The sequence below is a fragment of the Vicinamibacteria bacterium genome (assembly GCA_035570235.1).
GTDB lineage: Bacteria > Acidobacteriota > Vicinamibacteria > Fen-336 > Fen-336 > DATMML01.
Genome location: DATMML010000073.1, coordinates 96,189 through 106,839, shown reverse-complemented (window position 1 = coordinate 106,839; position 10,651 = coordinate 96,189). Strand labels below are relative to the sequence as shown.

Annotated in this window: 22 protein-coding genes; all 22 read left to right on the top strand. The window is 65.4% G+C overall.

The annotated features are described in order from the left end of the window. The first annotated feature begins 8 nt into the window (after window positions 1-8). Window positions 9-1,205, top strand: coding sequence for an elongation factor Tu (tuf, locus tag VN461_13535; protein ID HXB55805.1), 1,197 nt, complete (start codon window positions 9-11; stop codon window positions 1,203-1,205). A 36-nt stretch (window positions 1,206-1,241) separates the two neighbouring features. Beyond that, the gene (rpsJ, locus tag VN461_13530) at window positions 1,242-1,571 is read left to right on the top strand and encodes a 30S ribosomal protein S10 (protein HXB55804.1); all 330 of its coding nucleotides are present in this window, start codon (window positions 1,242-1,244) and stop codon (window positions 1,569-1,571) included. A gap of 57 nt (window positions 1,572-1,628) precedes the next feature. Beyond that, window positions 1,629-2,261, top strand: a complete 633-nt coding sequence (gene rplC, locus VN461_13525) for a 50S ribosomal protein L3 (GenBank protein ID HXB55803.1) — start codon at window positions 1,629-1,631, stop codon at window positions 2,259-2,261. Window positions 2,262-2,266: 5 nt separating this feature from the next. Beyond that, window positions 2,267-2,989 (top strand): 50S ribosomal protein L4, encoded by a 723-nt coding sequence (rplD, locus tag VN461_13520; protein HXB55802.1) that lies wholly within the window; start codon window positions 2,267-2,269, stop codon window positions 2,987-2,989. Then, the gene (locus tag VN461_13515) at window positions 2,986-3,279 is read left to right on the top strand and encodes a 50S ribosomal protein L23 (GenBank protein HXB55801.1); all 294 of its coding nucleotides are present in this window, start codon (window positions 2,986-2,988) and stop codon (window positions 3,277-3,279) included. The genes rplD and VN461_13515 overlap by 4 nt, the downstream gene beginning before the upstream one ends. Before the next feature lie 11 nt (window positions 3,280-3,290). Continuing rightward, on the top strand, window positions 3,291-4,112 hold the full coding sequence (gene rplB, locus VN461_13510) for a 50S ribosomal protein L2 (GenBank protein ID HXB55800.1): 822 nt from the start codon (window positions 3,291-3,293) through the stop codon (window positions 4,110-4,112). A 2-nt stretch (window positions 4,113-4,114) separates the two neighbouring features. Continuing rightward, a complete protein-coding gene (rpsS, locus tag VN461_13505; protein ID HXB55799.1) occupies window positions 4,115-4,450 on the top strand; it encodes a 30S ribosomal protein S19 in 336 nt (111 codons plus the stop codon). Between the two features lie 9 nt (window positions 4,451-4,459). Further along, window positions 4,460-4,819 (top strand): 50S ribosomal protein L22, encoded by a 360-nt coding sequence (gene rplV, locus VN461_13500; GenBank protein ID HXB55798.1) that lies wholly within the window; start codon window positions 4,460-4,462, stop codon window positions 4,817-4,819. A gap of 3 nt (window positions 4,820-4,822) precedes the next feature. Next, on the top strand, window positions 4,823-5,470 hold the full coding sequence (gene rpsC / locus VN461_13495) for a 30S ribosomal protein S3 (GenBank protein HXB55797.1): 648 nt from the start codon (window positions 4,823-4,825) through the stop codon (window positions 5,468-5,470). Between the two features lie 15 nt (window positions 5,471-5,485). Beyond that, window positions 5,486-5,908 carry a 50S ribosomal protein L16 gene (gene rplP, locus VN461_13490; GenBank protein HXB55796.1) on the top strand — a complete coding sequence of 141 codons (423 nt, stop codon included), beginning with the start codon at window positions 5,486-5,488 and terminating at the stop codon, window positions 5,906-5,908. After that, window positions 5,905-6,099, top strand: a complete 195-nt coding sequence (rpmC, locus tag VN461_13485; protein ID HXB55795.1) for a 50S ribosomal protein L29 — start codon at window positions 5,905-5,907, stop codon at window positions 6,097-6,099. The genes rplP and rpmC overlap by 4 nt, the downstream gene beginning before the upstream one ends. Beyond that, window positions 6,096-6,401 carry a 30S ribosomal protein S17 gene (rpsQ, locus tag VN461_13480; GenBank protein HXB55794.1) on the top strand — a complete coding sequence of 102 codons (306 nt, stop codon included), beginning with the start codon at window positions 6,096-6,098 and terminating at the stop codon, window positions 6,399-6,401. Before rpmC ends, rpsQ begins: the two co-directional genes overlap by 4 nt. A 19-nt stretch (window positions 6,402-6,420) precedes the next feature. Next, complete coding sequence (gene rplN, locus VN461_13475; GenBank protein HXB55793.1) at window positions 6,421-6,795, top strand: 50S ribosomal protein L14; 375 nt, start codon at window positions 6,421-6,423, stop codon at window positions 6,793-6,795. A 2-nt stretch (window positions 6,796-6,797) separates the two neighbouring features. Then, complete coding sequence (gene rplX / locus VN461_13470) at window positions 6,798-7,142, top strand: 50S ribosomal protein L24 (protein HXB55792.1); 345 nt, start codon at window positions 6,798-6,800, stop codon at window positions 7,140-7,142. Then, on the top strand, window positions 7,139-7,684 hold the full coding sequence (gene rplE, locus VN461_13465; GenBank protein ID HXB55791.1) for a 50S ribosomal protein L5: 546 nt from the start codon (window positions 7,139-7,141) through the stop codon (window positions 7,682-7,684). Before rplX ends, rplE begins: the two co-directional genes overlap by 4 nt. A gap of 13 nt (window positions 7,685-7,697) precedes the next feature. Then, window positions 7,698-7,883, top strand: a complete 186-nt coding sequence (locus tag VN461_13460) for a type Z 30S ribosomal protein S14 (protein HXB55790.1) — start codon at window positions 7,698-7,700, stop codon at window positions 7,881-7,883. 21 nt (window positions 7,884-7,904) lie between these two features. Further along, window positions 7,905-8,303 carry a 30S ribosomal protein S8 gene (gene rpsH / locus VN461_13455; protein ID HXB55789.1) on the top strand — a complete coding sequence of 133 codons (399 nt, stop codon included), beginning with the start codon at window positions 7,905-7,907 and terminating at the stop codon, window positions 8,301-8,303. A 40-nt stretch (window positions 8,304-8,343) separates the two neighbouring features. Then, window positions 8,344-8,901: a 50S ribosomal protein L6 gene (gene rplF, locus VN461_13450; protein ID HXB55788.1), complete on the top strand. Its 558-nt coding sequence runs from the start codon at window positions 8,344-8,346 to the stop codon at window positions 8,899-8,901. Between the two features lie 85 nt (window positions 8,902-8,986). Beyond that, window positions 8,987-9,352 carry a 50S ribosomal protein L18 gene (gene rplR, locus VN461_13445; protein ID HXB55787.1) on the top strand — a complete coding sequence of 122 codons (366 nt, stop codon included), beginning with the start codon at window positions 8,987-8,989 and terminating at the stop codon, window positions 9,350-9,352. 52 nt (window positions 9,353-9,404) lie between these two features. After that, window positions 9,405-9,971, top strand: coding sequence for a 30S ribosomal protein S5 (gene rpsE / locus VN461_13440; protein HXB55786.1), 567 nt, complete (start codon window positions 9,405-9,407; stop codon window positions 9,969-9,971). 10 nt (window positions 9,972-9,981) lie between these two features. Then, a complete protein-coding gene (rpmD, locus tag VN461_13435; protein HXB55785.1) occupies window positions 9,982-10,188 on the top strand; it encodes a 50S ribosomal protein L30 in 207 nt (68 codons plus the stop codon). 15 nt (window positions 10,189-10,203) lie between these two features. Further along, window positions 10,204-10,650, top strand: coding sequence for a 50S ribosomal protein L15 (gene rplO / locus VN461_13430; GenBank protein ID HXB55784.1), 447 nt, complete (start codon window positions 10,204-10,206; stop codon window positions 10,648-10,650). Window position 10,651: the final 1 nt, after the last annotated feature.

Genomic DNA, 10,651 nt, shown 5'->3' with positions numbered 1-10,651 from the left:
GGAACAGCATGTCCAAGGAGAAGTTTGACAGGTCGAAGCCGCACGTGAACGTGGGGACGATTGGGCACGTGGACCACGGGAAGACGTCGTTGACGGCGGCGATCACGAAGGTGTTGTCGGCCCTGAACCCGCGGGTACAGTTTCGGGCGTACGACTCGATCGACAACGCGCCCGAGGAGCGGGAGCGGGGGGTGACGATCAACGCCTCGCACGTGGAGTACGAGACGGCGAACCGGCACTATGCGCACGTGGACTGTCCTGGGCACGCGGACTACATCAAGAACATGATCACGGGGGCGGCGCAGATGGACGGGTCGATCTTGGTGGTGTCGGCGGCGGACGGGCCGATGCCGCAGACGCGGGAGCACATACTTTTGGCGAGGCAGGTAGGGGTTCCCTACATTGTGGTGTTCCTGAACAAGGTGGACATGGTGGACGATCCGGAGCTTCTGGATCTGGTGGAGCTTGAGGTTCGGGATCTGCTGAAGCAGTACAAGTTCCCGGGGGACGAGATTCCGGTGGTACGGGGGAGCGCGCTCAAGGCCCTGGAGGGGAACGGTAAGGACGAGGCGGCGAAGCCGATTTTGGCGCTGATGGAGGCGGTGGACAAGTACGTGCCCCTGCCGCAGCGGGAAGTGGACAAGCCGTTTCTGATGCCGATCGAGGACATTTTCACGATATCGGGACGGGGGACGGTGGCGACGGGGCGTGTGGATCGCGGGAAGGTGAAGGTTGGGGAGGAAGTGGAGATTGTGGGACTCCAGAAGGAGATCCCGAAGAAGGTCGTGACGGGCGTGGAGATGTTCAAGAAGCTCTTGGACGAGGGGGTCGCGGGGGACAACATCGGGGTGTTGCTGAGGGGGACGGAGCGGAAAGAGGTTGAGCGGGGGATGGTGTTGGCGAAGCCCGGCTCGATCACGCCCCACACGAAGTTCAAGGGTGAGGTGTACGTACTGACGAAGGAGGAGGGGGGACGGCACACGCCGTTTTTCACGGGCTACCGGCCGCAGTTTTACTTCCGGACCACGGACGTGACGGGGGTGGCGACGCTGCCGGAGGGAGTGGAGATGGTGATGCCGGGGGACAACACGCAGATGGCGGTGGACCTGATCACCCCCATTGCGATGGAGAAGGGGCTGCGGTTCGCGATCCGGGAGGGCGGGCGGACGGTGGGCGCGGGCACCGTGACCGAAATCCTGGAGTAGGGCGGACCTAAAAGGTAAGCGGGTAAACCACTCATGATGCTGAACGAGAAGATCCGGATCCGGCTCAAGGCCTATGACTACCGGATCCTGGACCAATCCACCGGCGAGATCGTGGACACCGCCAAGCGGACGGGGGCGCGGGTGGCGGGACCGATCCCCCTGCCCACGGTCAAGAACCGCTGGACCGCCCTCCGCTCGCCCCACGTGGACAAGAAGAGCCGGGAGCAGTTTGAGATCCGCACCCACAAGCGGCTCCTCGACATCTTCGAGCCCACTCCGCAGACCGTGGACGCTCTCATGAAGCTGGATCTGCCCGCGGGCGTGGACGTGGAGATCAAGGCTTTCGGCAAGGAGCACGCCAAGTAGCGGCGGCCCGAGGCGCTTTAGCGGGCGGCCGCGAGCGCAGAAGAAGAGGCAAGAGAGATGTCAGTGCAGGGAATCATCGGGCGCAAGGTGGGCATGACCCAGGTGTACGCGGAGGATGGCCGCGCCATCCCCGTCACCGTCATCGAGGCCGGTCCCTGCGTGGTCGTGCAGCGCAAGTCCAAGGCCAAGGACGGCTATTCCGGTGTCCAGGTCGGGCTCGTGGAGCGGCGCAAGGTCAAGAAGGTGACCAAGGCCATGAAGGGCCACTTTGACAAGGCGGGGATCCCGCCCTGCCGGGTGGTCAAGGAGTTCCCGGTGGAGGAGGGGGCCGAGGTCAAGGTGGGAGACAAAATCTCGGTCGAGCTCTTCGCCCCCGGGGACAGCGTGAGCGTGACCGGGCTCAGCAAGGGGAAGGGCTTCCAGGGCGTGGTGAAGCGCCACCACTTCCGGGGCGGCGCCGCGACCCACGGCTCCATGTTCCACCGTGCCCCCGGTTCTATCGGGGCTTCCGCTTTCCCCTCCCGCGTGCTGAAAGGGATGAGGGCGGGCGGGCACATGGGCGCGGACCGGGTCACGGTACGCAACCTCACCGTGGTTCGGGTGGACGCCGGGAACAACATCATGGTCCTGAACGGGTCGGTGCCGGGGGCAGGCGGCGGCTACTTGGTCATCCACAAGAAGAAGGCATAGCAACCATGGCCGAGAAAAAGCAAAAACCGGCGGCCAAGGCGAAGGCGAAGACGAAGGCCAGAGCTCCAGAGGCGGCCGCGCCCAAGACGGCCCCTGCCGACCACTCCACCATCGAGGTCGTGAACGCCGAGAACAAGAAGGTGGGTGACGTCAAGCTCTCCCCCCAGGTCTTTGCGGTGAAGGTCAACTCCCACCTCATCTACGAGGCGGTGAAGCAGTACCGGGCGGGAGGGCGGGCCGGAACCCACATGACGAAGAACCGGGCCCTGGTCTCGGGCTCCGGGCGCAAGCCCTGGCGTCAGAAGGGCACGGGCCGGGCCCGGGTGGGCGAGATCCGGACCCCCCTCTGGCGCCACGGGGGCACCGTGTTCGGACCCGTTCCCCGCGACTACTCGTACTCGATGCCCAAGAAGGCACGGGCGGCGGCCCTGCGCTCCGCGCTCACCCAGCGCGTCAAAGAGGGTGCGCTGCGCGTGGTCGAGGCCTTCCCCATCGAGGTACCGAAGACCAAGGAGCTGAAGGGGCTGCTGGACAGGTTGGGGGCGGTGGGCAAGACGGTGCTCGTGGACCACCAGCCGGCCGACGCCCTCGTGCTCTCCGGGCGGAACATTCCCGGCCTCAAGGTGGTGGCGGACACCCATCTCACCGCCTACGACGTCCTCGACTGTCGGCACGTGCTCGTCTCCCAGGAGGCCTTGGACAAGTTGGAGGAGCGGCTCACGCCATGAAATCGATCTACGAGGTGATCCGGCGTCCCCTTGTCACCGAGAAGTCCACCAACTTGAAGGAGACCCAGAACACGCTCTGCTTCGAAGTGCACCGGGATGCCACAAAGCCCGAGATCAAGAAGGCGGTGGAGGCTCTCTTCAGCGTCAAGATCGCGGACGTGCGGGTGGCCAACGTCCACGGCAAGGTGAAGCGTCAGCGTCGCTCCGCGGGCAAGCGGCCCGACTGGAAGAAGGCCTACGTGGTCCTGAAGAAGGGCGAGAAGATGATCGAGTTCTTCGAGCAGGCCTGAGGACCGGAGACATGGCACTCAAGCAATACAATCCGACTTCGCCCGGTCGTCGCTTCATGACCACCCTCACCTTCGAGGAGATCACCAAGGACCACCCGGAGAAGGGCCTCACCGAGCCCAAGAGGCGCACGGGGGGCCGGGACAACCGGGGGCGGATCAGCGTCCGCTTCATCGGGGGGGGCCACAAGCAGCGTTACCGCATTGTGGACTTCCGGCGGGACAAGCAGGACATCCCGGCCCGGGTCGCGGCCATCGAGTACGACCCCAACCGTTCGGCCCGCCTGGCCCTCCTGCACTACCAGGACGGCGAGAAGCGCTACATTCTGGCCCCGGAGGGCATGAAGGTAGGGCAGACGGTGGTGGCGGGGGAAGGCGCGGACATCCTTCCCGGCAACTGCCTCCCCCTGCGCATGATCCCCGCCGGCACCATGATCCACAACATCGAGCTCCGCCAGGGCAAGGGCGGCCAGATGGTGAGGAGCGCGGGGGCGGCCGCTCAGCTGGTGGCCAAGGAGGCGGACTACGCGCAGGTCAAGCTCCCCTCCGGCGAGCTGCGCAACGTCCACGTGGAGTGCCGGGCCACCGTGGGTCAGGTGGGCAACATCGACCACAAGAACGTCTCCGTGGGGAAGGCCGGGCGAACCCGCTGGGGGGGCCGTCGGCCCCACAACCGGGGAGTGTCGATGAACCCCGTGGATCATCCCCACGGCGGCGGTGAGGGTAAGACCTCCGGTGGTCGACACCCGGTGACGCCCTGGGGCAAGCCCACCAAGGGGTACAAGACCCGCAACAACAAGCGGACCCAGAAGTTCATCGTCAAGAGGCGCAGGTAGACATGGCACGATCGCTGAAGAAGGGCCCGTTCGTCGACGATCACCTCCTCAAGAAGATCGAGCAAATGAACGCTGCCAACGACCGCAAAGTAGTGAAGACCTGGTCGCGGCGCTCCACCATCACCCCCGAGATGGTGGGCCACACCCTGGCCGTCTACAACGGCAAGAAGTTCATCCCCGTCTACATCACCGAGAACATGGTGGGGCACAAGCTGGGGGAGTTTTCGCCCACCCGTCAGTTCAAGGGCCATTCCTCCAAGGTGGAGAAGGTCGCCAAGCTGGCGGGTGGTCCCGGCGCGCCCGGGGCTGCCCCGGCCCCCGCCCCCGCCAAGCCCTAGGAAAAGACCATGCTCGAGGTACGCGCCACATCCAAGTACGTCAGGACATCGGCCCAGAAGGCGAAGCTCGTCCTGGACCTTATCCGGGGCAAGAAGGCGAGCGAGGCCCTCTCCATCCTGCGCTTCACCAAGAAATCGGTGGCGCGGGAGATCGAGAAGACTCTGCGCTCGGCCATTGCCAACGCGGTGCACGTTGCGGACAAGAACCACAAGCGGCGCTTGGACGAGGACGACCTCGTGGTCCGGGCCTGCTACGCGGGCCAGGGACCCTCCCAGAAACGGGTCCGGCCGGCCCCCATGGGCCGGGCCTACCAGGTCATCAAGCGCTCAGCCCACGTCACCGTCCACGTGGCCGAGAAGGAGAAGTAGCCCATGGGTCAGAAAGTCCATCCCATCGGGTTCCGGCTGGGATTCAACAAGACCTGGCGGAGCCGTTGGTACGCGGAGAAGGACTACGCGAACCTCCTGCACGAGGACCTGGTCCTCAAGAAGGATCTGAAGAAGCGCTTCAGCCACGCTGGGGTCTCCCGGGTGGAGGTGGAGCGGGCCGCCAACAAGCTCAAGATCAGCATCTACACCTCCCGGCCCGGGATCATCATCGGGCGCAAGGGTCAGGAAGTGGACAAGCTGAAGCAGGAGATCCAGAAGAAGACGGGCAAGGAGGTCTTCATCAACATCCAGGAGATCCTCAAGCCGGAGCTCGACGCCCAGCTCGTGTCAGAGTCGGTGGCCCTCCAGCTGGAGAAGCGCATCGCCTTCCGGCGCGCCATGCGGAAGGCGGTGGACGCCGCGCTACGCTTCGGGGCCAAGGGGATCAAGGTGCGGGTCTCCGGCCGCCTCAATGGGGCGGAGATCGCGCGCTCGGAGTGGTACCTGCACGGCCAGCTTCCCCTGCACACGCTGCGGGCGGACATCGACTACGGGTTCCACGAGGCCCGGACCAGCTTCGGCCAGATCGGGGTGAAGACCTGGATCTACAAGGGCGAGCTGGACGCGCTAAAGCCCTCGAAGGGGCTGTAGGTAGGGTGGTTCGCCATGCTCATGCCCAAGAAGGTGAAGTTCAGAAAGCAGCAGCGGGGCCGGATGAAGGGCAAGGCCTGGTCGGGGTCCCGGGTGGATTTCGGGGACTACGGCCTCAAGGCCATGGAGTGCGGATGGGTGAGCCAGCGGGAGATCGAGGCGGGCCGCATCGCGATCACCCGCTTCATCAAGCGGAACGGCCGGATCTGGATCCGAATGTTCCCGGACAAGCCCGTCACCAAGAAGCCCCAGGAGACCCGCATGGGCAAGGGTAAGGGCGCGCCCGAGTCCTGGGTGATGGTGGTGAAGCCGGGTCGCATCCTGTACGAGATGGAGGGGGTGCCGGAGGCGGACGCCCGCGAGGCCCTGCGCCTGGCCGCCCACAAGCTCTCGATAAAGACCCGCTTCGTCACCCGTCAGGAGGGGGTGGCAGGGTGAAACCCGACCAGATCCGCGAGATGGGGTTGGACGAGCTCCGCCACAAGGAGAAGGAGCTGCAGGAGCAGCTCTTCCGGCTGCGCTTCCAAAAGTCGCTCGGCCAGCTCGACAACGCCCTGAAGCTCCGGGCTACCCGGCGTGACATCGCCCGGGTCAAGACCGTCCTCAAGGAGAAGCAGGTGACACGATGACGGAAAAGAACCAGCCCCCTCTCCGGCGGCGGAGCGAGCAGGTGGGGGTGGTGGTGCGGGCCAAGATGCAGAAGACGGTCGTGGTGGCGGTGGAGCGCTTGGTTCGGCACCCCGTCTACCGCAAGACCATCAAGCGCACCTCGACCTTCATGGCCCACGACGAAAAGGGCGCCGCGCGGGGCGACCGGGTACGCATCGTGGAGACCCGCCCCCTCTCCAAGCACAAGCGCTGGCGCGTAGAAGAGATCCTGGGCAAGGCGATCTTGCCCGAAGAGGACGCGGCCGGAACAGCCGAGGTCTGAGGGCGGGGGAGAGAACAACATGATCCAGATGCGCACGATTCTCGAGGTAGCCGACAACTCCGGCGCCCGCAAGATCTCGTGCATCCTGCCTATCGGCGGTTCCACGGGCCGCTATGCGGGCCTGGGCGACGTCATCACGGCCAACGTCAAGGAGTCGGCCCCCGACGCCCCCGAACCCGTGCGCAAAGGCAAGGTGGTGAAGGCGGTGATCGTGCGTTGCCGGAAGGAGCAGCGCCGGCGCGACGGCTCCTACATCCGCTTCGACCGCAACGCAGCCGTGCTCATCAACGAAGCGGGGGAGCCGGTGGGGACGCGCGTCTTCGGACCGGTGGCGCGCGAGCTGAGGGACAAGAGGTTCATGAAGATCATCTCCCTGGCTCCGGAGGTGCTGTGAGCATGAGGAAGCCGAGCCCCCGCGTGCGGATCCGGCTGAAGAAGAACGATCTGGTGGAGGTTCTCTCCGGGAAGGACGCGGGGAAGCGAGGGAAGATCCTGAAGGTCTTCCGGGAGAAGAGCCGAGTCATTGTGCAGGGGGTGGGTTTCATCAAGAAGCACACCAAGCCCAACCCCCAGCGGAACATCAAGGGCGGTATCGCGGAACGGGAAGCCCCCATCCACGTTTCCAACGTGATGGTGGTCTCCCCCGACGACGACAAGAGGACGCGAATCGGTTTCAAGATCCTGACCGACGGCCGCAAGGTCCGGGTCAGCCGTCGCACCGGTGAGGTGCTGGACAAATGAGCGCCCGAATCAAGGAAGCCTACGCGAAGGAGATCGTGCCGCGTCTGATGAAGGAGCGGCAGTACCCCAACGTGATGGCGGTGCCCCGCCTCAAGAAGGTGGTTGTGAACATGGGGGTCGGAGAGGCCACCCAGAACATCAAGCTCTTGGACGCGGCCATGGAGGAGCTCGGAAAGATCACGGGCCAGAAGCCGGCGATCCGCCGCTCCCGCAAGTCCATCGCTGCCTTCAAACTGCGCCAGGGGATGCCCATCGCGGCCACCGTCACCCTGCGCGGAGACCGCATGTACGAGTTCGTGGACCGCCTGGTGAACGTTGCCCTGCCCCGGATGCGCGATTTCCGGGGTCTGCCGGGCAACTCCTTTGACGGCCGGGGAAACTACACCCTGGGCCTCAAGGACCAGATCATCTTCCCCGAGGTCGACTATGCCAAGGTCGACAAGCTCCGGGGCATGAACGTGACTTTTGTGACCACGGCCCGGACGGACGAGGAGTCGAAGCTCCTCCTCGCCTACTTGGGGATGCCGTTCCGGCACCAGTGAGGAGGGAGGAGTAGTGGCGAAGCTGTCTCTCATTGCCAAGGCCAAGCGGAAGCCGAAGTTCGAAGTCCGCCGATACACGCGCTGCCGCCGCTGCGGCCGGCCCCGTGGCTACCTGAGGAAGTTCGAGCTGTGCCGCATCTGCTTCCGCCAGCTGGCCCTGTCCGGGGACATCCCCGGCGTGATCAAGGCGAGCTGGTGAAGGGGCCCGGGAGGTAAACAGATGAACATGACCGATCCTGTCGCGGACATGATCAGCCGGATCCGGAACGGGGTCCGGGCCAAGCTGCCCAAGGTGGACGTGCCCGCCTCCAAGCTCAAGGCCGAGATCGCGCGTATCCTCAAGGACGAGGGTTACATCGCGAACTTCAAGAGCATCGAGGATGAGAAGCAAGGCATGCTCCGGATCTACCTGAAGTACGGGCCGGGCATGGAGCGGGTGATCACCGACCTCCAGCGGGTGAGCCGTCCCGGCTGCCGCATCTACTGCGGCAAGGACCAGATCCCCCGCGTCTACGGGGGCCTCGGTATCAACATCCTGTCCACCTCCCGGGGGCTCATGACCGGCCGCAGCGCGGCCCGCGAGGGCGTGGGCGGCGAGATTCTCTGCAACGTATGGTAACGCGTCTCTCACGACGAGGACGCGGAGGCAAGGAGCAGCGATGTCTCGGGTAGGACGCAAGATCATCGCCGTACCCAAGGGGGTGAAGGTCGAGGTGTCCGCGACCTCTCTGCAGATACAGGGGCCCAAGGGCAAGCTCGAGACGCCGGTTCCCCCTGGGATCTCCTTCGTGCTCAGAGACAGCGAGCTCGCCTGCCAGCGGTCGAACGACGAGCGCCAGCAGCGGGCGTTCCACGGCATGGCCCGGGCCCTGGCCCAGAACGCGATCAAGGGCGTCACCGAGGGCTTCTCCAAGGACCTGGACATCGTAGGGGTGGGCTACAAGGCGGCGGTGGAGGGCAACAAGGTCGTGTTCGCCCTAGGCTACTCACACCCGGTGGTGTTTCCGATTCCGGAGGGGATCAAGGTCGCGGTGGACAAGCAGACGCGCCTCACGATCTCCGGGATCGACCGTCAGCGCGTGGGTCAGGTGGCGGCGGAGATTCGCAACCTGCGCAAGCCGGACCCGTACAAGCAGAAGGGGATCCGCTACGTGGGCGAGGTCCTGAAGAAGAAGGCGGGTAAGGCGGGCGCGACGGGAGCAGGGGCGGCAAAGTGAGAACAGAGACGAGCGCTGAACTCATGACGGCGCAAGCGGCAGGAGGGGTGCGGGGGAAGCTTCAGCCCTCGACCTTGAGAGCAGAATGAAGGTCAAGACCAAAGAGGACATCCGGCAGCGGATCCGGGCCCGCATCCGCAAGAAAGTGGCGGGCAGCGTCAAGCGACCACGCCTGGCCGTCTTCCGTAGCCAGAGCCACATCTACGTCCAGGTCATCGACGACGACAGCGGGCGGACGCTGTGCGCCGCCTCCTCCCTGGACAAGGAGATGCGGGAGAGTGTCAAGCGGGGCTCGAATGTGGCGGCGGCCAAGGCGGTAGGCCAGCTCATCGCGAACCGGGCCAAGGAGAAGGGGGTCACCGCCGTGGTCTTTGACCGCGGGGGCTTTCAGTACCACGGACGAATCAAGGCGCTGGCCGATGCCGCCCGGGAGGGTGGACTCCAGTTCTGAGGAAGGGAATGTCCGGACCCGGCCTGGCGAGGCCGGAGCGAGGACGCGAACTATGGACAAGATCGACATCCAAAGCCTGGAGCTCAAAGACCAGGTGGTCTCCATCAACCGCGTGACCAAGGTCGTCAAGGGGGGTAAGAACCTCTCGTTCAGCGCCCTGGTCGTGGTGGGGGATGGGCACGGGCATGTGGGCTACGGCATGGGCAAGGCCCGCGAGGTCTCCTCCGCCATCAAGAAGGGGGTGGAGGCGGCCAAGAAGAACGTGGTCCGGGTGCCGATCACGGAGAAGGGGGCCACCATCCCCCACACCGTCACCGGGAACTTTGGCTCCGGCAGCGTGCTGCTCAAGCCCGCGGCCGAGGGCACGGGGGTCATTGCCGGGGGGCCGGTGCGAGCGGTGATCACGGCGGCCGGGATCCAGAACATCCTCACCAAGAGCTTGGGCTCGACCACGGCCCACAACGTGGTGAAGGCAACGGTGGATGCCCTGCTCCGTCTCAAGGAGCCGGAGCGGGTGGCGCGGCTGCGCGGCAAGTCGGTCGCCGAAATACTGGGGACGGAGGAGAGGAAGCCGGCCGCACCCCCGCCCGCGCCTGCCCCCGCCCCCGCCCAGGAGTAGGGGGACAGCCATGGCCAAGACCGCCAGAGCGGCCAAAGCGGGAGGGATGATCAAGATCAAGATGATCGGTAGCGTGATCGGCTGCCCGCCCAAGCAGCGGGCCACCGTGCGCGGCCTGGGTTTGCGCCGCCTCCACCAGGTGGTGGAGCGCCAAGACACGCCGATGGTGCGGGGGATGGTCCGAAAGGTCCCCCACCTCGTGACCGTGGTCGAGTAAGGAAGGCAGGAGAGCGTGGGTCTGCACAATCTTAGGCCGGCCAAGGGGAGCACCCACAGCCGGAAGCGGGTCGGGCGGGGGCCGGGGAGCGGCCTCGGCAAGACCTCGGGCCGTGGCGAGAAGGGCCAGAAGAGCCGCAGCGGCTTCAGCCACAAAGACGGGTTCGAAGGTGGCCAGATGCCGCTCCACCGGCGTGTGCCCAAGCGGGGTTTCCACAACCGGAACCACAAGGAGTACACCGAGGTCAACCTCGATCGGCTGGAGATTTTCGAGACCGGCACCATCGTCACCCCCGATGTCCTCCTTAAGCGGGGGCTGATCAAGAAGGTGCGGGACGGGGTGAAGATCCTGGCCAAAGGAGATGTAACCAAAGCCCTGACCGTGCGCGCCCACCGGTTCAGCGCCAAGGCCCAGGAACGGATTGCGGCTCAGGGCGGCAAAGCCGAGATCCTCGAGAGATAGG